The organism is Acidovorax sp. FW305-C-20-28 (genome assembly GCF_058783375.1).
The window spans coordinates 206,482-226,791 of the sequence record NZ_JBYSYM010000006.1 but is presented as its reverse complement, the minus strand read 5'-3'; the positions used below and the strand labels follow the sequence as shown (position 1 = coordinate 226,791).

The following is a 20,310-nucleotide window of genomic DNA, read 5'->3' as shown; positions in this document are numbered from 1 at the left end:
CGGGCTCAGGCCTCGTAGCTCGGCGTGGCCTCGTAGCTTTCGAGCTTGCAGGCGCCGGCCGCATCCTTGTCCACCACCTCCTGGGGCTCGATCTGCGCGAGGATCTTGAAGATGTCGTCCTTCTCGGCCGGCTGCTCGTTGTAGCTGGCCATGTAGATGGTCTGCTGGCATTGGTGGGTGACCGGGTCCATCCAGGCATCGAAGTGCTGCAGCCGGTCGGCCGCGGCCATCTTGCGGCCTTCGAGCTTCTTGATGATGGCGATGTTGTTGGTGGTGCCGGCTTCTTCCACGCAGCGCAGCAGCTCGCGCGTGGCCATGTAGGCGTTGTGGTACACATTGCCCGGCACGCGGATCGCCATGCCCGGGAACTGCTTCTGGTAGGCCGCCACGAACTCGCGCACGCCCGGCAGGTTCAGCCGGTAGTACCAGGTGGTGCCGAACACGCCGAAGATCGCGTCCGGCCCCAGGCCATACACGTCTGGCCAGTCCTGCTGGTTGTTGATCCAGGCCATGCTGTTGTTCATCTTGAGCTGCACCACCTGTTGGCGCAGCGCCTTGATGTCGTCGCCGCCCACGGCGGTGGCCACCACCTGGGGCTTGAGCTGCTGCAGCTTGAGCAGGTAGGCCGAGAAGTCGCGCGTGTTCTGCGGCACCATCAGCTCCTCGACGATGCGCCCGCCATTGGCCTCCACCGCGGCGCGCGTGGCCTTGGCCGTGCTGTGGCCCCAGACGTAGTCATTGGTCAGCAGCACCCAGTTGCGTCCGCTGGTCTTGATGGCGTTCTTGACGATGGCGTTGGAAAAATTGGTGCCGTTGCCGTCCCACACGAACTTGGTGCGGTGGCAGTCCTTGCCGGCCTCGGTGGGCGAGCTGGAGTTGGTGTTGAGGAACACCGTGCCGTATTTCTGCGCCACCTGCGAGATGGCGTTGGACACGCCCGAGTGCACCGCACCGATGAGGAAGGCCGCGTCGTTGCGCGTGATCATGCGCTCGGCGATGCGCGAGCCCGTGGCGGGCGTGGTCTCGGTGTCCATGTGGATGGCCTCGATGCGCCGGCCCAGCACGCCGCCCTTGTCGTTGAACTCCTTGATGGCCATCATCGCGCCCAGCCGCTCCTCGCCGCCCGAGGCCGCATACAGGCCCGAGGCGTCCATGGTCAGGCCGATGATGAGCGGCTTCTTCTGCGCCGTCTGCGCCCAGGCGTGGTGGTGCTTCCACGGGCCATAGAACGGGGCCGCGCCGTACAGGCCCGCGCCCGCGAGGGCCAGGGCCGACCGCTTGAGCAGCGAGCGGCGCGATGAAATGCTGTCCTTGGAATCGCTCATGGTTGTCTCCTTGTCCGGCGGGTGCCTGTTGTGGTCTATGAGGGGAAAATCAGCGGGGAACGATGGCCACGGCGTTGGCCTTTTCCTGGGCCTCGAAGAGCGAGGCGATCAGCTTGTCGCCAAAGCCCAGGTTCACGGCCTGCACGAAGCTCTGGTGCGCGGCCTCGCCCATGAAGCTCGCCACGGGCAGCATCTCGGCCAGGTGGGTGTAGTAACGCAGGTCCTTGCGTGCGTTGGAAATGCCGAACTTGAAGCCCGTGACGTCGCCGCTGTGCAGCGTCTCCTTGGCCATCATCTGGAAGATGCCGCAGTTCACGCCGCCGGCCGAGACCACGTTGTAGAGCTTGTTCAGGTCCAGCCCCGACTTGGCGGCCACGGCGAAGGCCTCGGCGATGCAGGCGGCAAAGCTCATGGCCATCATGTTGTTCACGAGCTTGAGCACATGGCCGTGGCCGGGCGGGCCCACGTGGAAGACGTTCTCGCAGAAGGCCCGCAGCACGGGCTCCAGAGTGGCGAAGTCCTCGGCATCGGCACCCACCATGGTGTTCAGGCGGCCTTCCTCGGCCTCCTTGGGGGTGCGGGCCAGGGGTGCGTCGATGAGCTTCACGCCGCGTGCCGCCAGGTCGGCGCGGATGCGCGCGCTCGACTCGGGCTCGGCCGTGGAGGTGTCCACCACCAGCAGGCCGGGGCGCGCCGCCTCCAGCAGGCCGTCCTTGCCGTAGACGATGTCTTCCACCTGGGGCGAGCCGGTGACGCAGATGAAGACGATGTCGCTGGCCTGCGCGCAGGCGGCATTGCTCTTTGCCTCCTTGGCGCCGGCGTCCAGCAGGTCGGCCAGGTTGGCGCGGTTGCGGTTGGCCTTGAGGGTCAGGGCGTAGCCCTTGGCCAGCAGGTTTTTGGCCATGCCATGGCCCATCATGCCGATGCCGATGAAGCCGATGTTCGGTGTGCTCATGGGGGTGTCTCCTTCAGAAAATGGCGCTCACGGCCTCGGACATGCCCGCACGGGCTTCGTCCCACAGAACGACCAGGCGTGCATAGCGGTGGGCAATGTCAGCGATGACTTCGGCATCGCTGATCTGGCCCGCGAACCAGCGGTCCGCGGCCTCGGCGAAGATCGTGCGGCCCACCGCGAAGCCCCGGCACACGGGGTGGGCGGCGGCAATGCGGAAGCTGCGGGCCAGGGTTTCCTCGCTCGCCTCCAGGCCCAGCATCAGTACGCCGCGGCAGTGCGCATCGTTGCGCGCAATGGTGCGGGCGATGTCCTGCCACTCGGCGTCGCTCTGGGCGGCGGGCAGCTTCCACCAGTCGGGTGCGAGGCCTGCGTCGTACATCTGCTGCAGCGCGCGGGGGAGCGTGGCGGCGTCGCGCAGCATCTCGCGCGGTGGTATCACCTCGATCAGGAATTCGTGCTGCGTGGCGTGGCTGGCCGCCTGCAGCTGCAGCAGGCGCTCGGCCTGCGCATCGCGCAGGGCCAGGCCGTCGTCGGGGTGCCAGTAGAGCAGGCACTTGGCCACATGCTCGGCGGGCCAGCTGCGCATGTCGATGGCCAGGTGCTCGCCGGCCTCGAAGGCCAGCGGGCGCGAGCCGGGCAGCTCCACCGGCCGGCCCACCCACCAGCCCTTGCCGGTGAGCGAGGGCAGCACGTCCTCGCCGAAGCGGCTGTCCAGCAGCACCCCGGCGCCCACATGCGTGCCGGCACCGTGGCGCGCGCCCTGGGCCACCAACTGCTTGAAGCTGCGGATGGCGGCTTCACCCTGCCCATGGCGTGCGGCGATCTCTTCGAGCTGCGAGCGGTGGTCGAAGGCCAGCACCACCAGTTCGCCCCAGCGCCGCGTGCGCGTGGTGCTGCGGTGCAGGTGTTCGAGCACCGGGTCTTCGCGCAGGCGCCGCGTGGGCGAGCCGTTGTGCAAGAAGTGCTGCAGTTCCACCCAGCTGGCCATGGCCGGCGAGCAGCCGTGGCGCGAGACCACGATGGCGCCGCAGGCATTGGCCCAGGCGCAGCACTGGGACAGGGGTTCGTCCTTGAGCCAGCCGCGCAGAAAGCCCGCCATGAAGGCATCGCCCGCGCCCAGCACGTTGAACACCTCCACCGGGAAGCCGGGGCCCTGGAGTCCGTCGTCCAGGCTGTCGGGGATGGCACGGTCGAAGGCCACGCAGCCCATGGGACCGCGCTTGACCACGAGCAGGCCCGGGGTGAGTTCGCGCAGCCGGCGCAGCGCCTGCAGGGTATCGGTGCTGCCACCGGCGATGTGAATCTCTTCCTCGGTGCCCACCACCAGGTCGCAGTCGGCGATCACACCCTGCAGGTGGGCTGTGACCTTGTCGTCCGCCACGAAGCGCTGCTCGCCCATGCCCGGGCTGGTCAGGCCCCAGAGCACGGGGCGGTAGTCGATGTCCAGCACGATGCGGGTGCCGCGCTCACGCGCCAGCGCGATGGCGGCGCGGCAGGCCTCGAAGGTTCGGGGCTGCGACAGGTGCGTGCCCGAGAGCAGCAGCGCCGTGGCCGAGCCGATGAAGTCGCCGTCGAAGTCTTCTGCCGTGAGCGCCATGTCGGCGCAGTGGTCGCGGTAGAACACCAGCGGAAAGGTCTCGCGGTCCTGGATGCCCAGGAACACCAGGCCCGTGAGGCGCCGCGCGTCGGTGGCCACATGGCTGGTGTCCACACCCTCGGCGGCCAGGGCTTCGCGCACGAAGCGGCCATGGTGCTCGTCGCCCACGCGGGTCAGCATGGCGGGTCTGAGGCCCAGGCGCGCCACGCCCACGGCGGTGTTGGCGGGCGAGCCGCCCAGGTACTTGCTGAAGGTCTGCATGTCTTCGAGCCGGCCGCCGATCTGCTCGCCATACAGGTCGACGGCGGCGCGGCCCATGCAGATCACGTCGAAGCGGCGGGGGGGCGCGTGGTTCATGCTCGGGCCTTTCGTGGGGTGCGCGGCTGCGGCGCGGGTTTTTCGGCCAGGTGGTGGCCGGTGCTCATGACCAGCGCCTGTGCCAGGCACATCGGCGCCACCAGGGAGCGGAACGGCTTGGAGGAGTCGTCGGCCAGTTCGAAGCAGACCCGGGACGGATCCACCAGCGGCGAGAGCGGGCCGTCGGTGATGGCGATGACGGGAACGCCGCGGCGGCTGCAGGTCTGGGCGGCGTGCACCACGTCGGGCGAGTAGCTGCGAAAGCTGGCCACCAGCAGCACGTCGCTGCTGTCCACCGAGCGCAGGTTCTCGTCGAGCATGCCGCCGGCGCCGTCGAGCAAGTGGGTCTTGAGCTCCAGCTGGCCGAGCGCGTAGCTCAGGTAGCAAGCGATGGGGAAGGCTCGGCGCTGGGCCAGCACATGCACGCGGCCCGCAGCGGCGATGAGCTTCACGGCGGACCGCAGGTCAGCCTCGCGCACGGCCTCTTCCAGGTGGCCGAGCTCGTTCATGGACTCGCTGGTCAGCTGGTGCAGCACGCCGGCCGGCGCGCGCTGGCCGGTGGCCTGCTCGCGGCGCAACTGGTCGATGCGCTCGCGGTAGGTGGCCGAGCGCTCCACCAGATGCCCGCGAAACACCTGCTGCATATCGGAGAAGCCCTTGTAGCCGAGCGCATTGGCGAAGCGGATCATGGCCGAGGGCTGGACCTCGGTGGCCTCGGCCAGCGCGGCTACCGTGCCCAGCGCCAGTTCCTGCGGCTTTTCCAGGGCAAAGCGGGCGATGCGCTGCAGCTGCTTGGACATGTCGGGGTAGGCGCGCGTGATGGCGTCCTTGAGCTCGTCGTAGGTGGTGGCGCTGTCCATGGGTCGTCGTGTGCTGGCGGGTGGGTATCGGGAAAGTACTAGAACAAAAATTCTTGTGTGATCGAATATTAGAACGTACATTCTGTTTTCACAAGGCAATTCGAACAAGGGTTTTCCCGCCATGCAATTCACTCCGGGTCGAGCCAGCCCGTTACCTGCTCCACTGCTCATTACTGTTGCGGTGCTGTTCTCCACGCCCCTGTGGATTGCGGGCGCAGGCCTGTACCAGTACCTGGCACTGGAAATCATGATCTGGATGCTGTTCGCACTGGGGTACAACCTGCTGCTGGGCACGGCGGGCCTGCCGTCCTTCGGGCATGGGGCCTATTTCGGCATCGGCGCCTATGCCTTCGGCCTGCTGCAGCACAAGCTGTGGGCCAACCTGTGGTTCGATCTGGTGGGCGCGGTGATGGTGGCGGCGATACTGGGTGCGCTGGTGGGGCTGTTCATCTCGCACCGGCGCGGCATCTACTACGCGCTGCTGACCATCGCCTTCGGGCAGGTGTTCTGGTTCATCGCCAACAAGTGGCACACCGTGACGGGCGGGGAGGACGGTCTGCTCAATATCAAGCGCCTGCCGGTGGAGCTGGGTTTTGCATCGCTGCCGCTCAAGAGCAACGAGGCGCTGTTCTACTTCTGCCTGGCGGTGTTCGCCGTCACCGTGGCGCTGCTGTGGCGGCTGGTGCATTCGCCCTTTGGCCGGGTGCTCAACGCCATCCGCCAGAACGAGACGCGCGCCGCCTTCGTGGGCTACCACGTGTGGCTCTACAAATGGCTGGCGTTCACGCTGTCGGCCGGGGTGGCGGGGCTGGCGGGCGCCCTGTTCGCCATGGCCCAGCAGTCGGCCTATCCCAACGTGATGAGCCTGCACAACTCGGGCTTCGTGGTGATGATGGTGCTGATCGGCGGCGGGCTGGTGAGCTTCTGGGGGCCGCTGATCGGCGCGGCCGTCTTCATCCTGGCGCGCGATCTGCTGGGCGCCTACACCGAGACCTGGCTGCTCTGGTATGGCCTGGTGTTCATGGTGCTGGTGCTCTACAAGCCCGAAGGCGTAGCCGGCATGTGGCAGGACTGGCGCATGCGCCGGGCCCGCGATGCAGCCGCTGCCCGGCCCGCCGCGCCGGCCCTCTCCATAAAGGAAAAGGAGGCATGAGCATGTTGTTCGAAGCGAAAGGGTTGTCCAAGCGGTTCGGCGAGCAGGTGGTGCTCGAAGACATCACGCTCGGTGTGCAGGAGGGCCAATTGGCCGGCATCATGGGGCCCAACGGGGCGGGCAAGACCACCTGCTTCAATGTGCTCACCGGGCGCTTCAAGCCCGACCGGGGGCGCGTGACCTTTGCGGGCGAGGACATCACGGGCCTGGCCCCGCGCGAGGTTGCGAAGAAGGGCATCTCGCGCTCGTTCCAGATCATGAACCTGTTCAACGACGACTCGGCGCTGGACAACGTTTTGGTGGCCACCCCGCGCGTGCGGCGCCAAGGCTTCAATGGCTGGCGCGACCTGGGGGCCGATAGCGCCGCGCAGGACCAGGCCGCGGCCGTGCTGGCGCGCGTGGGCCTCAAGGGCAAGGAGCGCACGCAGGCCAAAAGCCTGTCGTACGGCGAGCGCCGCGCGCTGGAGATCGGCGTGGCGCTGGCGGCCGAGCCGCGCATGCTGTTCCTGGACGAGCCCACCGCCGGCCTGGGCGCCGAGGGCACGGCCCGCCTGGCCGATCTGGTGGCCGGGCTCAAGCGGGACCTCACCATCGTCATCATCGAGCACGACATGCAATTCCTGTTTCGCCTGGCCGACACGCTGTCGGTCATCCACTGGGGCCAGGTCATCGCGCGCGGCACCCCGGCCGAGCTGCGCCACAACGAGTGGGTGCAGCGCTCCAACCTCGGGGCGCCGGCAGCATGAGCGCGGTACTCAAGCAGCCATCCCCCGCGCCAGCCATGCTGTCGCTGCAGGGGGTGAACACCTTCTATGCCGAGACCCAGGCGCTGTTCAACGTGTCGCTGGAGGTGGGCGCGGGCGAGGTCGTCGCGCTACTGGGCCCCAATGGGGCGGGCAAGACCACCACGCTGCGCACCATCCTGGGCCTCACGCCGGCCAGGAGCGGCGGCGTGGCCTTCGACGGGCGCGACGTGACACGCGCGGCCACGCACGAGATCGCCCAGAGCGGCATCGGCTGGGTGCCGGACGACCGGCGCATCTTCCCCACGCTGACGGTGGCGCGCAATCTGGCCATCGCGCGCAAGAAGACGCGCTTTCGCGCCTGGAGCGAGAAGGAGTGCTTCGAGATCTTCAGCGCCATGGAGTACCTGATGCACCGCGAGTGCGAGAACCTCTCGGGCGGGGAGATGCAGATGGTGGCCATCTCGCGCGCGCTGCTGGGTTCGCCCGGGCTGGTGCTGTTCGACGAGCCCAGCCAGGGCCTGGCGCCCAAGGTGGTGCAGGACGTGATGAAGACCATTGAGCGCTTGAAGCGCGAGGGCATCGCCGTGCTGGTGGTGGAGCAGAACGTGCAGAGCGCGCTGCAGGTGGCCGACCGGGCCTATGTGATGAACGCCGGCACCATCGTGCACGAAGGCCCGGCGCGCGAGTTGCTGGACAACACCACGCTGCGCATGCAGCTCCTGGGGGTATGACGATGGCCGCTGCTGCTGCAACAACAACGCCGCTTTTGCACGTGGACCAGCTGGCCAAGCACTACACGCGCGGCCTGTTGAACAAGGAGCGCACCTTCTCGCTGGCGGCCGACTTCGTGGTCGATGGCCCGCAGGTCGTGGGCGTGATGGGCCCCAACGGCTCGGGCAAGACCACGCTTTTCGAGCTCATCACGGGCAGCAACCTGCCCAGCGCGGGGCGGGTGCTGGTGAAGGGCCAGGACATACACCAGGTGCGCACGCGCGAGCGCGACCGCCTGGCCATCCACTACCACCAGTCCTACCAGGTGCGCTCGTTCCAGCGTGGCAAGCCCAATTTTCTGCTGCAGCATGCGGCCAGCGACTCACCGCTGGTGCACCTGTTCGACGAGCCGCAGTTCAACACGCAGGACGGCTACATCGGCTTCATGCTCGACTTCTTCGCCACGCTGCGCGGCAAGGGCAAGCTGGTCTTTCTGTGCCTGCACCCGAACGAGCCCTACCACGTGGACATCCTGCGCCAGAGCTGTGAGCGCTTCCTCTTCGTGAACAAGGGCGTGGTGAGCCACGCGCCGGACTTCGACACCCTGGCGCGCGACCCCGCGGTGCGCAGCTACCTGGGGGCGTTGGCACCCGCCCAGGCGATGGCCGCGTAGGGCATCACTCGTCGATCGACGCGCTCCAGCGGCTGTCCCAGTCCGGAGCGCTCACGCGCTCGATGTTGCGCCGGTCGCGCTTGGTCGGCCGGCCCTCCTGCAGTGTGGCGGCGGGCTCGGGCGCCAGGCGGCGCTGCTCGGCCGCGGCCTCACGGGCCGCAATGCTCTCGGCGGTCTCTTCGTACAGCAGCTGGGCCACGGGGGCGGGGCCGCGCATGCCGCTCAGGGCGCGCACGGTCACGGTGCGGGCCACGGGGCCCTGGCGCAGGGCCACGGTGTCGCCGGGGCGCACATCGCGCGCGGGCTTGGCGGCCTGGCCGTTGACGGTGACGCGGCCCTTGCCGATCTCTTCGGTGGCCAGGCCACGGGTCTTGTAAAAGCGGGCGCACCAGAGCCACTTGTCCAGGCGCATCGTCTCGGTGGGGGTCATGCGCCCGATTGTGCCCCTTCCGGCAAGCCCGCAGCGCCGGTGGTGGCGTCGGCCGAGGTGGCCAGTGGCAGCCGCACCACGGCGTCGAGCCCGAGCATGCGGCCGGCCTGGGTGCGGTTGGTCAATGCAATGCTGCCGCCGAGCGCCTGCACGATCTCCTGGCAGATGGCCAGGCCCAGGCCGCTGCCGGTGCGCACGTCGCCGGCCGAAAACGGCTGGAACAGGCGCAGCGCCAGCTCGTCGTCGATGCCGGGCCCGTGGTCGCTGACCGTGAGCGCGGCATGGCGGCCATCGGCGCGCAGCTCCACCGACAGCTCGCTGCCGGGCGGTGCGTGGCGCACGGCGTTGTGCAGCAGGTTGCGCGTGAGCTCGCGCAGCATCCACTCGTGCGCGACGATGGGGGCCGCATCGGTGTGGATGCCGAAGTCCAGGTCGCGCTGCGCGATCAGCGGCGAGATCTCCAGCGCCACGCCGCGCAGGATCTCGTCGAAGCGCGTCACGGGCGGGGCGCTCTGCTGGCGCAACTGCTCCACCTTGGCCAGGGCCAGCATCTGGTTGGCCAGTTGCGTGGCGCGGTCCACGGTGTCACGGATCTCGTGCAGCGCCTGCTCGGCCGGCATGTCGCCGCGCAGGGCCGACTGCACCTGGGTCTTGAGCACCGCCAGCGGCGTGCGCAGCTGGTGCGAGGCATCGCGCACGAAGCGCTTCTGGTGGCGCAGCAGGTGGCGCAGGCGCTGCAGGAACTCGTTCGTGCCCTCGATCAGGGGCTGCAGCTCGCGCGGTGCGGCCGGCGCGGTGATGGGGCTCAGGTCCCCCTCCTGGCGGGCCTGCAGCTCCTGGCTGAGCTGGCGCACGGGCTGGGTGGCACGCTGCACCACCAGCACCACGGTGATGCCGATCACGGCGATCAGGAGGGCCTGGCGCAGCAGGGTGTTGCGCAGGTTCTGCAGCGCCAGCGCCTCGCGCACCTCCAGCGTCTCGGCCACCTGGATCACGGCCATGGCGCGCCCGGTGGAACTGGCCACGGGTTGCAGCAGCACGGCCACGCGCACCGGCAGGCCGCGGAAGGTGTCGTCGTAGAAATCCACCAGTGCGGCGTACGGCGGGCGCGCGGGGATGGTGCCCTTCCACAGCGGCAGCTCGTCAAAGCCCGAGATCAGCTCGCCCTGCAGGTTGGAGACGCGGTAGTACATGCGGCTCTTGTTGTCCGCCTCGAAGGCCTCCAGCGCCGAGTAGGGCACGATGGCGCGCAGGTGCGCCGCCTCCTCGTAGCCCGTCACGTCCAGCTGCTCGCTGATGCTCTTGGCCGATGCCAGCAGCGTGCGGTCGTAGGCGGTGTTCAGCGAGGCCAGGGTCTGCTGGTAGGCGCTGATGGTGTTGTAGGTGATGAACACCACCACCGGCAGCAGAATGCCCAGCAGCAGCCGGCGGCGCAGCGAGTGGGGCCGCGGCGTGGGGGGGGCACCCGGGGGCTTTCGGGTCATGCATCCGTCCTGAGCAGGTAGCCCAGGCCGCGCAGCGTCATGAGCGTGAGGCCCGTGCCTGTGAGCTTCTTGCGCAGCCGGTACACCACGACCTCGATGGCCTCGTACTGCACGTCGAGCTGGCCAGGGAAGACCAGCTCGTACAGCCGCTCCTTGGTCACCGCGTGGCCGGGCTGGGCCAGCAGCGCGTGCATCAGCGCCAGCTCGCGCGGGGTGAACTCCATCACCTCGCCGTTCAGGTAGATGGCACCGCTGTTGGTGTCGTAGCGGATGGCGCCGATCTGCTGCACGCTCGGGGGCAGGGCGGTGCTGGCCACGGGGTCGGCGCTGCGGCGCACCAGGGCGCGCAGGCGGGCCTCGAGCTCGTCGAGGTCGAAGGGCTTGGGCAGGTAGTCGTCGGCCCCGGAGTTGAGGCCCATGATGCGGTCGCCCACCGTGCCGCGCGCGGTGAGGATGATGACCGGCGTGCGCAGCCCGCGGGTGCGCGCCTGCTGCAGCACCTGCAGCCCATCGAGGCCGGGCAGCGTGAGGTCCAGCACCACCGCGTCGGGCGGCTGGGCCGCCCACTGCGCCAGGGCCGCGCGGCCATCGCCCACGGGCGTCACCTCCATGCCCCGGCGGCTCAGCGCCCGGTGCAAGGTCGCCTGCATGGTGGGATCGTCTTCGACAAGCAGCAATTTCATGCGCGGGACCATATCACTCCGAGCGGGCTTTTGTGTGCTCTCGTGCAGGAACCCTTCGGGCAAACCTCGCGGCCACTGGTGGTGCGGATCGGGATGGGGCGCAAGGCGTCTTCTCGCCGCCAATAGCCCGGCTATTGGCAAGGGAAGCAACGCGGCGGACCGCCCGAGTCCGTGCCGCCAGTGGCCGCAGGGATTGGGCGGAGGGTTCCTGTGGCCGCCCCGCCGCAGGGGCGGCGTCCCCCTTGGGGGAAGACGCGAAGCGGCACAGGGGGTTTTCCCTAGGTTTATGGACAGCCGTTTGACAGGCACGGCGCGCATCATCGACAGGTTCGCCAATCATTCAAGGAGACAACGATGCGTCGCGATACCTTCCTCAAGTCCCTGGCCGCCATGGCGGCAGCCGGTGCCTTGCCGCTGACCGCCCAGGCCGCTGCAGCCATCAAGATGATGATCCCCGCCAACCCCGGTGGTGGCTGGGACACCACGGGCCGTGCCCTGGGCAAGGCCATGCAGGATGCAGGCGTGGCCAGCTCGGTGACCTATGACAACAAGGGCGGCGCCGCCGGTGCCATCGGCCTGGCGCAGTTCGCCAACGCCAGCAAGGGCGACCCCAATTCGCTGATGACCATGGGCGCCGTGATGCTGGGTGGCATCATCACCGGCAAGCCGCCCGTGGGCCTGGACAAGGTGACGCCGCTGGTGCGCCTGAGCAGCGAGTACAACGTGTTCGTGCTGCCCGCCAATTCGCCCTTCAAGACCATGAAGGATGTGGTCGACCAGCTCAAGAAGGACCCGGGCAGCGTGAAGTGGGGCGGCGGTTCGCGCGGCTCCACCGAGCACATCGCAGCCGCCATGATCGCCCGCGAAGTGGGTGTCGACCCGGCCAAGATCAACTACGTGGCCTTCCGTGGGGGCGGTGAGGCCACCGCCGCCATCCTGGGCGGCAACGTCACGGTGGGCGGCAGCGGCTACAGCGAGTTCGCCGAGTACATCGCCGCCGGCAAGATGCGCGCCGTGGGCGTGACCTCGGCCACGCGCCTGAAGGGCGTGAACGTGCCCACGCTCAAGGAGCAGGGCATCAACGTCGAGATCGGCAACTGGCGCGGTGTGTACGGCGCGGCCGGCATCACCGCCGAGCAGCGCAAGGACCTGATCGACGCGCTGTCCAAGACCTACAAGCACAAGTCCTGGCAGGACGCCATGGAGAAGAACGGCTGGACGCCGGCCTGGCTGGCGGGCGACGAGTTCTCCAACTTCGTCGACGCCGAGTTCGCCAGCCTGCGCGCCACGATGGTCAAGTCCGGGATGATCTGACCGGACCACGGCCGGGCTGCATGGCCTGGCCTGCTGTTTCCACCGTCGCACCCTCCTGCGGCGCGCAGTGCCTGCCACGGCCCTGCGCGCCGCGCTCCACGCGGGATAAAAACATGACACAACAACATTCCTCTCGCTCCACGGCCTTGCAGACGGCGGTGGGCGCGGGCACGCTGCTGCTGGGCTGCCTGCTGGCCTGGGGCGCCACCTCCATCAGCTCCGAGGCGGGCTATGGCGGCGTGGGCCCCAATTTCTTCCCCTGGGTGGTGGCCATCGTGCTCATCGTCTGCGGGGTGCTGGCCATCCTCCAGGCGCGCACGGGCGGCTTTCGCGACCTGGAAGAGGGCTCGGGCGACGAGACCGCCCACTGGAAGGGCTTCATCTGGGTCTCGGCCGGCCTGCTGCTCAATGCCATGCTGATCACCACGCTGGGCTTCATCCTGAGCTGCGCGCTGTGCTTCGTGCTTGCGGTGCGCGGCTTCAAGAGCTCCGAGGGCAAGCTCGATCTGCGCCCCATGGCCTGGCTCAAGGACCTCTTCATCGGTGTGGCCGTGGCCGCGCCGGTGTTCTGGATGTTTACCCAATTGCTGGCGATCAACCTGCCCGGCCTCACGAACACGGGGTGGCTGTAAAGCCAGCGCGATACCATGGATACCTGGAACCTCCTGCTGCAGGGCTTCATCACTGCAGCCACCCCCATCAACCTGATGTGGGCCTTCGTGGGCTGTGTCATCGGCACCGCCGTGGGCGTGCTGCCCGGCATCGGCCCGGCCGTGGCCGTGGCCATGCTGCTGCCCATCACCGTCAAGGTGGAAGCCACCGCGTCGATGATCTTCTTCGCGGGCATCTACTACGGCGCCATGTACGGTGGCTCGACCACCTCCATCCTGCTCAACACGCCCGGTGAGGCCGGCTCCATGGTGACCGCCATGGAAGGCAACAAGATGGCCAAGAACGGCCGCGCCGGTGCGGCGCTGGCCACGGCGGCCATCGGCTCCTTCGTGGCGGGCACCATCGCCACTGTGCTGGTGACCTTCTTCGCGCCCCTCGTGGCCGAGTACGCTGTGCGCCTGGGCCCGCCCGAGTACTTCATGCTCATGGTGCTGGCCTTCACCACGGTGAGCGCGGTGCTGGGCAAGAGCACGCTGCGCGGCATGCTGGCACTGTTCCTGGGCCTGGCCCTGGGGCTGATCGGCATCGACCAGCTCACCGCCCAGGCACGCTACACCTTCGGCGTGCCCGAACTGATGGACGGCATCGAGGTGGTGCTGATCGCTGTGGGCCTGTTCGCCGTGGGCGAGGCCCTGTACAACGTGATGTACGAGGGCAAGACCGACGAGACGCAGAACAAGCTGACCAGCACGCACATGACCAAGCAGGAATGGCGCCGCTCCTGGCCCGCCTGGCTGCGCGCCACGGCCATCGGCTTCCCCTTCGGCACCGTGCCCGCGGGCGGCAGCGAGATCCCGACCTTCCTGAGTTACGCGGCCGAGAAGAAGCTGAGCAAGCACAAGGAAGAGTTCGGCACTACCGGCGCCATCGAAGGCGTGGCCGGCCCCGAGGCGGCCAACAACGCGGCCATCACGGCCACGCTGATCCCGCTGCTCACGCTGGGCATTCCCACGTCGAACACCACGGCCATCCTGCTGGGCGCGTTCCAGAACTACGGCATCCAGCCGGGCCCGCAGCTGTTCAGCAGCAATGGGGCCCTGGTCTGGGCGCTGATCGCCTCGATGTACATCGGCAACGTGATGCTGCTGATCCTGAACCTGCCGCTGGTGGGCCTGTGGGTCAAGCTGCTCAAGATCCCCAAGTCGTACCTGTACGCGGGCATCCTGGTGTTCGCCACGCTGGGCGTGTACGGCATGCGCCAGAGCGCGTTCGACTTGGTGCTGCTGTACGCCATCGGCCTCCTGGGGGTGGTCATGCGCCGCTTCGACATCCCCTCGGCCCCGGTGGTCGTGGGCATGATCCTCGGCCCCCTGGCCGAAGCGCAAATGCGCAACGCCGTCGCCATCGGTGAAGGCAAGTGGACCATCTTCCTGGAGCGCCCCGGCTCGGTGACCCTGATCGTCATCGTGCTGGCCGTGCTGATCCTGCCGCGCCTGGCGCGCCGCTGGGCCGCCCGCAAGGCTGCGGCCGAAGGGATCACGGCTGCGGGCTGAGGCCCGACACTGTTTTGGGTAGTTGGGGCGGTATGGCAGGTTTCTGCCGTACCGCCCTTTTTTCTTTGGGGCGCGGGTGGCTCAGTCCCCCTGCAGCCCCTGGGCCAGTGCCTCGAATACCACCCGGATGCGCCGCGCCGTGCGCAGCTCGCGGTGGCTGACCAGCCAGATCGGAAAGCGCACGGGCGGCACCTCGTCCAGCACGCGGACCACGCCCGGCGTGTCCTGGGCGATCTCTTCCATCATGGCGCCTATGCCCATGCCCTGGCGCACCAGGGCCCAATGGGCCACCGTGTGGTCGGCATAGGCCGTGAAGTTCGCCTCGGTCACGGGCAGGCCGTGGCGCTGCAGGTAGGCCAGGTACTGGCCTGCGCGGTCCGAGCCCACGAAGGGCAGGTGCGCCGCTTCTCCGGCACGGCGCGGGTGGCCGTGGGCCTGCACCCAGTCTTCGGAGGCATAGAAATGGGCCGAGGCTTCGCGCACCAGCCGGGCGATCAGTTCGGGCTGCTCGGGTTTGGCGTGGCGCACGGCGATGTCGGCTTCGCGGCGCAGCAGGTCGCTGTAGGCATTGGACGGAATCACCTCGACCACGATGCCCGGCTCCTGTTCGCGCAGGCGCCGCACCAGCGGGGGCAGCAAGAAGCTAGCGACCGCATCGGTGGCCGAGACCGAAACGACGCCGCCGACTGCCTGCGAGCGGCCCGTGGCCGCCAGGCCCAGGGCCTCGGCGGCCGAGCCCATGGCGCGCACATGCTCCAGCAGATCGAGGCCGGTGGTGGTGAGCACCATGGACTTGCCCACGCGCTCGAACAGGGTCACGCCCATGCGCTGCTCGATGGCGGCGACCTGGCGGCTCAACGTGGGCTGGGTCAGGCCCAGCTTGCGGGCGGCGGCCGAGAGCGAGCCGGTCTCTGCGGTCTCCAGAAATGCCCTGAGCTGGTTCCAGTCCAATTTATCCATGCGTAAATGTATATGGCTACTGCAATTTCTGGCAGTTCTCGGGGTAACCATGCATGGATAGCATCTGTGGCTGTCCATCGCACCGCCCTTGTCCCGTCCCATGCCGACCCCTACCTCCACCGCAGCAGCCGCCAAGGCATCACCGCTCCCGCAAGCCAGTGCCTCTTCGGCCCGCAAGGCCTTGTTCTGGGACCGCATCGCGCCCAAGTACGCGGCCGACCCGGTGGCCGACGTGCCCGGCTACGAGGCCACACTGCGGCGCGTGCAGGGGCTGCTGTCTGCCGACCAGGAGGTGCTGGAGATCGGCTGCGGCACGGGTTCCACCGCGCTGCGCCTGGCACCGTTCACCCGGCGCATGCTGGCGACGGACGTCTCGGCCGGCATGATCGCCATTGCGCAGGCCAAGCTGGCGGCCCAGCCTGTGCCGCAACTGGGCTTCGCCGTGGCCGATGCCGAGGTGCCGGCCTTCGGGCGGGCCGCTTACGACGTGGTGCTGGCCTTCAACATGCTGCACCTGGTGAGCGACCTGGACCATACGCTGCAGCTGGCCATGCAGGCGCTGCGCCCGGGCGGCCTGCTGGTCTCCAAGACGCCCTGCATCGCCGAGATGAACCCGCTCATCCCCTGGCTGGCGATACCGCTGATGCGCGCCATCGGCAAGGCGCCTGCGGTGCTGAGCTTCGAAGGAACCGGGCTGCACGAGGCCATCGTCCGCCAGGGTATGGACATCGTTTCGGTCGAGCGGCACGGCACCCGGGGCAAGGACTTCAGGCTGTTCATCGTGGCGCGCAAGCCGCCGGAGCTTCCCCACTTCCTCGGCAAGCCCTTGCCCCGGCTGGAAGGCCGTGGCCCGGACAGCTTCATCAACCGCGAGAACCCCTGAACCCCGGGGTGGCCCTGGTGCCGCCGTGGCGCAGAGCAACCAGCAGCGGGGCACTCAGGCCGGCTTGGCACCGGGCCCCATGCGGCCGGCATCGGTGTCCAGCTGCGTGGCCAGCTCTTCCAGCAGGGCCCTGAGCTGGGCCATCTTGCGCTCGCCCAACAGGGTGCCGAAATGCGCCTCGTACTGGCGTGACAGTTCCAGTGCCAACTGCACCACCTCGTGGCCGCGCGGCGTGAGGCACACGGTGTTGGCGCGCCGGTCCTGCGCATCCGGCACCACCTGCACCAGGCCGGCTGCGGCCATCTGCTCCACCAGGTAGCCCATGCTCTGCTTGGCCATGCCGGCGCGCACGGCCAGCTCGCTCACGCGCGCGCCGCCGGCCGGCAGGTTGCGCAACACCGCACTGTAGGCCGGGCGCACGCCGTCATGGCCACGGCGGGCCAGTTCGGCGTAGAGCCAGGTGGACATCTGCTCGTAGGGCTGGCGCAGCAGGGCGCCCAGGCTCGCGCTGCTTTCGGTCAGGGATCGGTTCGTCATGGAACGCAGTGTATTGCAAAAGACAGAATAGCTGTCTATTATTGACAGACATTCTGTCTAAATGCGAATGCCAGTCCCACCCTTCGAATGAACCTGAAGCAATCCATGAACACCATCGAACACAACCTGGATATCGTCGACCGCCATATCCAGGGCGAGGCGCGCGACGTCGACTCCATCCTCGGCCTGTACACCGACGACATCGTGCTGGAGATCCCCGGGCGCGGCCTGCGCTTTGAGGGGCGCGAGGCCGTGCGGGCCAACTACCTGGCCATGTGGCCCGCGATGGCCGACGTGCGCATCACGCCGCTGGACCGCTTTGCCACCGAGCACCGCGTGGTCGATGACATGCTGGTGCACATGCATCTGGTGGGGCCAGGCATGGACAACGCGCCCCTGCCCATCGGTTCGCGCGTGGCGCTGCGCATCGTGCACCACTTCACCATGCAGGGTGGCCTGATCGCACGCGAGCAGGTGTTCGAGATGTGGCGTCTGCAGGGCGATGAAGGCGCTGGTGCGTAAGGCCTTGGCGGTCGCGGCGGTACCGCCCGGGGCCTGCGCGGGGCGCCTTGCTCGCCGTCTTTTCCTGGGCGCGGGGGTCTACGGGCTGATCGCGCTGCTACCCCAGTACTTCGTGGTGCTTCCGGCCCTCGGTACTGTGGCCGTGCTCACCCACCATGGCTTCGTGGGCGTGGCGCTGGCATGGCAGCTGGCTTTCCTGTTGATCGCCAGCGACGTGGTGCGCTACCGCCTGTTCATGCTGCCCGCCGTGGCCGAGAAGCTGGCCTTCGGCGTGCCGGCCGCGGTGCTTTGCCTGCAGGGCCGGGCCGATGGGGCCGTGGCCCTGGCGGGGGCGGTTGACCTTTTGCTCGCCGCGCTGTTCGCGCTGGCGTTTGCCGCCACGCGCAGCACCACCCGGGGGTGACACCCGGCGGTGGGGCCGGGCTCAGGCATCCAGCCCCGTCTCCTGCCGGTACAGGCCGGGCAGGAAATGCTCGAACAGGCCCACCTCCTCGATGTTGTGGCGCAGCCAGGCGGCGCCCTTGCCGCCGGGAAACGCCAGGCGCGAGAGCAGGGGATGCAGCCGGCGCGCGATGGCGCCTTGCCCGCCAAAGAGCAGGCAATTCTCGTACTGCGTGCCCTCGGCCACGGCCTTGAAGCGGTATTCCATGCGCGCCAGGCCGCGCAGGCCGTGGACCACAGGGTTGTGGATGAAGCCTTCTTCGTCGAGCTTTTCGATGTCGGTCACCACGTCCACGGTGTAGGCCGGGTTGGCGCCCAGCATCTCGCGCAGGTGGATGGCGGCGCCCGGGCCCACGCTGCCGTCGGGCAGGCGGCGCGCATAGCGGGCATGCACATGGTCGTAGGGGTGCCAGGCGCGGTAGCGGTCGATGCGCACGCCCCCCACTTCCACATCGCCCTCCAGGTGGGCGAACCACCAGGCCAGCATGCGCGGCGTCACGCCGCGCACCACCTCGTGGCGTATCCAGCAGCGCGTGCGGCCATCGGCCAGTGTGTCGATGCCGCTGGCGGCGCTGCCCAGGGGCTTGAGCGCCCAGGGCAGGCGCAGGGGCGCAGGCACGCCGCGAAAGCCCACAGGGTAGGCCGGCACACCGGCCAGGGGCTGGGGCGTGAGCAGTTGCGCGGGCAGCGGCAGGGCCTGGTAGCGGGCGGTGGGCAGGGCAAGGGCCATGGTTGGGGCTCCGAAAAATAGGTATAGCAATCACTTTACTAATTGCATTGTCAAAAGTAAAGCGATTGCTATACTTGACGCATGAATTCGCCAGAATTGCCATCCCGCGGCCGCCCGCGTTCCGACGCCCTGCATGCCGAGATCCTTTGGGCTGCCGCGCAGCTGTTCAGTGCCCAGGGCATCGACAGGACAACCACGCGCCAGGTGGCCGCCCATGCACAGACGACCGAGCGCACGCTGTTCAAGCACTTCGGCTCCAAAGAGGGGTTGGCGCAGGCGGTGATTGCCGAGGCGGTGCTGCCGCACTTGGCACCGGCCTCGCTGGCCGGTCTGACCGAGGCGATTGCGGCCTATGGCGGCAACCTGGTGGCTTGGCACCAGGCGCTGCTGGCCGCGCGGCTTGCGGCGCTGCAGGCCGCGCCCGAGCTCACGCGCCTGCTGCTCATCGAGCTGGTGCGCGACGAGGTGCTGCGCGCTCGCTTTGCCGCGCAGTGGCAGCCGGCGGTGTGGGGGCCGCTGGTGGCCCTTTTCGGCGGCTTGCAGCAGCAGGGTCTCTTGCGCAGTGACATCGCGGCGGAAGTGGCAGTCCGGCGGTTTCTGGCGCTCAATATCGGCTTCCTGGTCTCGCGGCTGGTGCTGGCCCCGGGGCTGGAACTGGACGACGATGCGGAGATCACCGCGATCGCGCAGGTATTCTTTGCCGGCATGTCCTCCGCGCGCGAATGAGGCCGCGCCGCCGGGGTCCACAGGCGGCCACGTGCGGGGCGTGGCGGCTAGTTGGGAGCGATGAGGTCCGTCGGTTCTTGCTGAGAGTCTACAGACATCCGCAGCGCGGAAGAGACGGAGATTCCCAGCCGGTGGCTCCAGAAGTCGAGATCGTCCCTGGAGCTGGCATCGTGCTGTTCGTCCCACGTGAGGGCGGCCACGAGAAGGTGGGGAAGGTCCAGCACCAGATCGAACGAACGGTCGCGGGCCATGGACCAATTGAGCAGCACCGCGTAGGCGTCGGTCGATGCCGTCACGCTGTGGGCAATCTGGTGTGTGCTGGCTCGCGTGAATTCAAACAGGGCAGTGATCACGAATCGGGTGTGGCAGCGGCTTCGGTGCATGGGCTGCACACAAGCCAGGTTGGAGGAGCGAGGGGCGACCCTTGTCCATGGACGGACTGGCGGAGCGCGTGCACCTTGCAGGAGTCGGGTGCATTGAAACGCAAGACGGTGGGGGCGGTACATCCCCCAAAAGCGGGAGTGGCTTGGCCGCCGTCTGCTGTGGCCATGTCCATCACACTGTATACCGGGGCGCTACAGTCAGTAGCGTTGCAGCGGTATCGCATGCGTGGGATACCTCTTGCCTCTTCGATTCCGATGGAATGGCCCGATGAATCCAGTGTCCTATTTTGAAATCCCGGTACGGAACATGGCTCGGGCCATCGGTTTCTACCGCGCTGTCTTTGGCGTCGAGTTCGAGCATGCGCAGGTGGACGGCAACGAGATGGCATTCTTTCCCTGGTCCGATGATGCCCGCGGTGCGAGCGGGGCGCTGGCCCAGGGCGACAGCTATGTGCCCGGCCGCTCCGGCGTCCGCATCTACTTCAGTGTGCCGGACATCCACGCCGCGCTGTCCAGGGCCGTCAATGCTGGGGGCGTGCTGCTCTATCCGGTGACCGCGGTGGGCAGCTTTGGGTTGGTCGCGGAAGTCGAGGACCTGGACGGCAATTGCATCGCCCTGCGTGCGGCCATGTAGAGTGGTGTGGCGATTGCTGTAATCCATGGTTTGCAGGGGTG

At 68.2% G+C, this 20,310-nt stretch carries 23 protein-coding genes; 12 read left to right on the top strand and 11 right to left on the bottom strand.

Features of this window, described 5'->3' with window-relative positions; translation table 11 throughout:
• Nucleotides 1-5 precede the first annotated feature (5 nt).
• Genes AC3WOH_RS10060 through AC3WOH_RS10045 form a run of 4 tightly spaced genes read right to left on the bottom strand, consistent with a single transcriptional unit; the run spans nucleotide 6 to nucleotide 5,094 of the window.
• Nucleotides 6-1,325, bottom strand: coding sequence for an ABC transporter substrate-binding protein (locus AC3WOH_RS10060; RefSeq protein ID WP_492229216.1), 1,320 nt, complete (start codon nucleotides 1,323-1,325; stop codon nucleotides 6-8).
• Nucleotides 1,326-1,374: 49 nt separating this feature from the next.
• Complete coding sequence (locus AC3WOH_RS10055; RefSeq protein ID WP_492229215.1) at nucleotides 1,375-2,280, bottom strand: NAD(P)-dependent oxidoreductase; 906 nt, start codon at nucleotides 2,278-2,280, stop codon at nucleotides 1,375-1,377.
• A gap of 13 nt (nucleotides 2,281-2,293) precedes the next feature.
• Entirely contained in the window at nucleotides 2,294-4,234 is a 1,941-nt protein-coding gene (locus tag AC3WOH_RS10050) for a bifunctional 5-dehydro-2-deoxygluconokinase/5-dehydro-2-deoxyphosphogluconate aldolase (protein WP_492229214.1), read from the bottom strand.
• Complete coding sequence (locus AC3WOH_RS10045) at nucleotides 4,231-5,094, bottom strand: MurR/RpiR family transcriptional regulator (protein WP_492229213.1); 864 nt, start codon at nucleotides 5,092-5,094, stop codon at nucleotides 4,231-4,233. Before AC3WOH_RS10045 ends, AC3WOH_RS10050 begins: the two co-directional genes overlap by 4 nt.
• 121 nt (nucleotides 5,095-5,215) lie before the next feature.
• Between AC3WOH_RS10045 and AC3WOH_RS10040 the strand changes: the two genes are divergently transcribed.
• Genes AC3WOH_RS10040 through AC3WOH_RS10025 form a run of 4 tightly spaced genes read left to right on the top strand, consistent with a single transcriptional unit; the run spans nucleotide 5,216 to nucleotide 8,377 of the window.
• Entirely contained in the window at nucleotides 5,216-6,247 is a 1,032-nt protein-coding gene (locus AC3WOH_RS10040) for a branched-chain amino acid ABC transporter permease (RefSeq protein WP_492229212.1), read from the top strand.
• Nucleotides 6,244-6,993 (top strand): ABC transporter ATP-binding protein, encoded by a 750-nt coding sequence (locus AC3WOH_RS10035; protein ID WP_492229211.1) that lies wholly within the window; start codon nucleotides 6,244-6,246, stop codon nucleotides 6,991-6,993. The genes AC3WOH_RS10040 and AC3WOH_RS10035 overlap by 4 nt, the downstream gene beginning before the upstream one ends.
• Entirely contained in the window at nucleotides 6,990-7,724 is a 735-nt protein-coding gene (locus tag AC3WOH_RS10030; RefSeq protein WP_492229210.1) for an ABC transporter ATP-binding protein, read from the top strand. The genes AC3WOH_RS10035 and AC3WOH_RS10030 overlap by 4 nt, the downstream gene beginning before the upstream one ends.
• On the top strand, nucleotides 7,721-8,377 hold the full coding sequence (locus tag AC3WOH_RS10025; RefSeq protein ID WP_492229209.1) for an ATP-binding cassette domain-containing protein: 657 nt from the start codon (nucleotides 7,721-7,723) through the stop codon (nucleotides 8,375-8,377). Before AC3WOH_RS10030 ends, AC3WOH_RS10025 begins: the two co-directional genes overlap by 4 nt.
• Nucleotides 8,378-8,381: 4 nt before the next feature.
• On the opposite strand, the gene AC3WOH_RS10020 is transcribed toward AC3WOH_RS10025, so the two are convergent.
• From AC3WOH_RS10020 to AC3WOH_RS10010, 3 genes are read right to left on the bottom strand one after another with little or no spacing between them, the layout of a single operon-like run.
• Nucleotides 8,382-8,807, bottom strand: coding sequence for an RNA-binding S4 domain-containing protein (locus AC3WOH_RS10020; protein WP_184861335.1), 426 nt, complete (start codon nucleotides 8,805-8,807; stop codon nucleotides 8,382-8,384).
• Nucleotides 8,804-10,291 carry a sensor histidine kinase gene (locus AC3WOH_RS10015; protein WP_492229208.1) on the bottom strand — a complete coding sequence of 496 codons (1,488 nt, stop codon included), beginning with the start codon at nucleotides 10,289-10,291 and terminating at the stop codon, nucleotides 8,804-8,806. The genes AC3WOH_RS10020 and AC3WOH_RS10015 overlap by 4 nt, the downstream gene beginning before the upstream one ends.
• Entirely contained in the window at nucleotides 10,288-10,986 is a 699-nt protein-coding gene (locus AC3WOH_RS10010; RefSeq protein WP_492229207.1) for a response regulator, read from the bottom strand. Before AC3WOH_RS10010 ends, AC3WOH_RS10015 begins: the two co-directional genes overlap by 4 nt.
• A gap of 342 nt (nucleotides 10,987-11,328) precedes the next feature.
• On the opposite strand from AC3WOH_RS10010, the gene AC3WOH_RS10005 reads away from it, so the two are divergent.
• The 3 genes from AC3WOH_RS10005 to AC3WOH_RS09995 all read left to right on the top strand — a co-directional run bounded on the left by AC3WOH_RS10005 (nucleotide 11,329) and on the right by AC3WOH_RS09995 (nucleotide 14,453).
• Nucleotides 11,329-12,288: a Bug family tripartite tricarboxylate transporter substrate binding protein gene (locus AC3WOH_RS10005; RefSeq protein WP_492229206.1), complete on the top strand. Its 960-nt coding sequence runs from the start codon at nucleotides 11,329-11,331 to the stop codon at nucleotides 12,286-12,288.
• A 113-nt stretch (nucleotides 12,289-12,401) separates the two neighbouring features.
• Complete coding sequence (locus AC3WOH_RS10000; protein ID WP_492229205.1) at nucleotides 12,402-12,920, top strand: tripartite tricarboxylate transporter TctB family protein; 519 nt, start codon at nucleotides 12,402-12,404, stop codon at nucleotides 12,918-12,920.
• A 15-nt stretch (nucleotides 12,921-12,935) separates the two neighbouring features.
• On the top strand, nucleotides 12,936-14,453 hold the full coding sequence (locus AC3WOH_RS09995) for a tripartite tricarboxylate transporter permease (RefSeq protein WP_492229204.1): 1,518 nt from the start codon (nucleotides 12,936-12,938) through the stop codon (nucleotides 14,451-14,453).
• An 81-nt stretch (nucleotides 14,454-14,534) separates the two neighbouring features.
• Here AC3WOH_RS09995 and AC3WOH_RS09990 read toward each other — a convergent pair whose 3' ends face one another.
• Nucleotides 14,535-15,413, bottom strand: coding sequence for a LysR family transcriptional regulator (locus AC3WOH_RS09990; RefSeq protein ID WP_492229203.1), 879 nt, complete (start codon nucleotides 15,411-15,413; stop codon nucleotides 14,535-14,537).
• A 100-nt stretch (nucleotides 15,414-15,513) separates the two neighbouring features.
• On the opposite strand from AC3WOH_RS09990, the gene AC3WOH_RS09985 reads away from it, so the two are divergent.
• The gene (locus AC3WOH_RS09985) at nucleotides 15,514-16,296 is read left to right on the top strand and encodes a class I SAM-dependent methyltransferase (RefSeq protein WP_492229202.1); all 783 of its coding nucleotides are present in this window, start codon (nucleotides 15,514-15,516) and stop codon (nucleotides 16,294-16,296) included.
• 54 nt (nucleotides 16,297-16,350) lie between these two features.
• On the opposite strand, the gene AC3WOH_RS09980 is transcribed toward AC3WOH_RS09985, so the two are convergent.
• Nucleotides 16,351-16,833, bottom strand: coding sequence for a MarR family winged helix-turn-helix transcriptional regulator (locus AC3WOH_RS09980; protein WP_492229201.1), 483 nt, complete (start codon nucleotides 16,831-16,833; stop codon nucleotides 16,351-16,353).
• 105 nt (nucleotides 16,834-16,938) lie between these two features.
• Between AC3WOH_RS09980 and AC3WOH_RS09975 the strand changes: the two genes are divergently transcribed.
• Nucleotides 16,939-17,355: a nuclear transport factor 2 family protein gene (locus AC3WOH_RS09975; RefSeq protein WP_492229200.1), complete on the top strand. Its 417-nt coding sequence runs from the start codon at nucleotides 16,939-16,941 to the stop codon at nucleotides 17,353-17,355.
• Complete coding sequence (locus AC3WOH_RS09970; RefSeq protein WP_492229199.1) at nucleotides 17,348-17,758, top strand: hypothetical protein; 411 nt, start codon at nucleotides 17,348-17,350, stop codon at nucleotides 17,756-17,758. Before AC3WOH_RS09975 ends, AC3WOH_RS09970 begins: the two co-directional genes overlap by 8 nt.
• Nucleotides 17,759-17,779: 21 nt before the next feature.
• Here the strand turns inward: AC3WOH_RS09970 and AC3WOH_RS09965 are convergent, their stop codons facing one another.
• On the bottom strand, nucleotides 17,780-18,526 hold the full coding sequence (locus tag AC3WOH_RS09965; protein ID WP_492229198.1) for a DAPG hydrolase family protein: 747 nt from the start codon (nucleotides 18,524-18,526) through the stop codon (nucleotides 17,780-17,782).
• A gap of 81 nt (nucleotides 18,527-18,607) precedes the next feature.
• Between AC3WOH_RS09965 and AC3WOH_RS09960 the strand changes: the two genes are divergently transcribed.
• Complete coding sequence (locus AC3WOH_RS09960; RefSeq protein WP_492229197.1) at nucleotides 18,608-19,252, top strand: TetR/AcrR family transcriptional regulator; 645 nt, start codon at nucleotides 18,608-18,610, stop codon at nucleotides 19,250-19,252.
• Between the two features lie 47 nt (nucleotides 19,253-19,299).
• Here the strand turns inward: AC3WOH_RS09960 and AC3WOH_RS09955 are convergent, their stop codons facing one another.
• Nucleotides 19,300-19,605 (bottom strand): hypothetical protein, encoded by a 306-nt coding sequence (locus tag AC3WOH_RS09955; protein WP_492229196.1) that lies wholly within the window; start codon nucleotides 19,603-19,605, stop codon nucleotides 19,300-19,302.
• A 298-nt stretch (nucleotides 19,606-19,903) separates the two neighbouring features.
• Here AC3WOH_RS09955 and AC3WOH_RS09950 point away from each other — a divergent pair, with 298 nt between their 5' ends.
• Nucleotides 19,904-20,269 carry a VOC family protein gene (locus tag AC3WOH_RS09950; RefSeq protein WP_492229195.1) on the top strand — a complete coding sequence of 122 codons (366 nt, stop codon included), beginning with the start codon at nucleotides 19,904-19,906 and terminating at the stop codon, nucleotides 20,267-20,269.
• Nucleotides 20,270-20,310: the final 41 nt, after the last annotated feature.

What these genes read in the sequence shown, in the direction of transcription:
- AC3WOH_RS10060 (WP_492229216.1), bottom strand. Translation starts at nt 1,325, where the DNA reads ATGAGCGATTCCAAGGACAGCATTTCATCGCGCCGCTCGCTGCTCAAG.
- AC3WOH_RS10055 (WP_492229215.1), bottom strand. Translation starts at nt 2,280, where the DNA reads ATGAGCACACCGAACATCGGCTTCATCGGCATCGGCATGATGGGCCAT.
- AC3WOH_RS10050 (WP_492229214.1), bottom strand. Translation starts at nt 4,234, where the DNA reads ATGAACCACGCGCCCCCCCGCCGCTTCGACGTGATCTGCATGGGCCGC.
- AC3WOH_RS10045 (WP_492229213.1), bottom strand. Translation starts at nt 5,094, where the DNA reads ATGGACAGCGCCACCACCTACGACGAGCTCAAGGACGCCATCACGCGC.
- AC3WOH_RS10040 (WP_492229212.1), top strand. Translation starts at nt 5,216, where the DNA reads ATGCAATTCACTCCGGGTCGAGCCAGCCCGTTACCTGCTCCACTGCTC.
- AC3WOH_RS10035 (WP_492229211.1), top strand. Translation starts at nt 6,244, where the DNA reads ATGAGCATGTTGTTCGAAGCGAAAGGGTTGTCCAAGCGGTTCGGCGAG.
- AC3WOH_RS10030 (WP_492229210.1), top strand. Translation starts at nt 6,990, where the DNA reads ATGAGCGCGGTACTCAAGCAGCCATCCCCCGCGCCAGCCATGCTGTCG.
- AC3WOH_RS10025 (WP_492229209.1), top strand. Translation starts at nt 7,721, where the DNA reads ATGACGATGGCCGCTGCTGCTGCAACAACAACGCCGCTTTTGCACGTG.
- AC3WOH_RS10020 (WP_184861335.1), bottom strand. Translation starts at nt 8,807, where the DNA reads ATGACCCCCACCGAGACGATGCGCCTGGACAAGTGGCTCTGGTGCGCC.
- AC3WOH_RS10015 (WP_492229208.1), bottom strand. Translation starts at nt 10,291, where the DNA reads ATGACCCGAAAGCCCCCGGGTGCCCCCCCCACGCCGCGGCCCCACTCG.
- AC3WOH_RS10010 (WP_492229207.1), bottom strand. Translation starts at nt 10,986, where the DNA reads ATGGTCCCGCGCATGAAATTGCTGCTTGTCGAAGACGATCCCACCATG.
- AC3WOH_RS10005 (WP_492229206.1), top strand. Translation starts at nt 11,329, where the DNA reads ATGCGTCGCGATACCTTCCTCAAGTCCCTGGCCGCCATGGCGGCAGCC.
- AC3WOH_RS10000 (WP_492229205.1), top strand. Translation starts at nt 12,402, where the DNA reads ATGACACAACAACATTCCTCTCGCTCCACGGCCTTGCAGACGGCGGTG.
- AC3WOH_RS09995 (WP_492229204.1), top strand. Translation starts at nt 12,936, where the DNA reads ATGGATACCTGGAACCTCCTGCTGCAGGGCTTCATCACTGCAGCCACC.
- AC3WOH_RS09990 (WP_492229203.1), bottom strand. Translation starts at nt 15,413, where the DNA reads ATGGATAAATTGGACTGGAACCAGCTCAGGGCATTTCTGGAGACCGCA.
- AC3WOH_RS09985 (WP_492229202.1), top strand. Translation starts at nt 15,514, where the DNA reads ATGCCGACCCCTACCTCCACCGCAGCAGCCGCCAAGGCATCACCGCTC.
- AC3WOH_RS09980 (WP_492229201.1), bottom strand. Translation starts at nt 16,833, where the DNA reads ATGACGAACCGATCCCTGACCGAAAGCAGCGCGAGCCTGGGCGCCCTG.
- AC3WOH_RS09975 (WP_492229200.1), top strand. Translation starts at nt 16,939, where the DNA reads ATGAACACCATCGAACACAACCTGGATATCGTCGACCGCCATATCCAG.
- AC3WOH_RS09965 (WP_492229198.1), bottom strand. Translation starts at nt 18,526, where the DNA reads ATGGCCCTTGCCCTGCCCACCGCCCGCTACCAGGCCCTGCCGCTGCCC.
- AC3WOH_RS09960 (WP_492229197.1), top strand. Translation starts at nt 18,608, where the DNA reads ATGAATTCGCCAGAATTGCCATCCCGCGGCCGCCCGCGTTCCGACGCC.
- AC3WOH_RS09950 (WP_492229195.1), top strand. Translation starts at nt 19,904, where the DNA reads ATGAATCCAGTGTCCTATTTTGAAATCCCGGTACGGAACATGGCTCGG.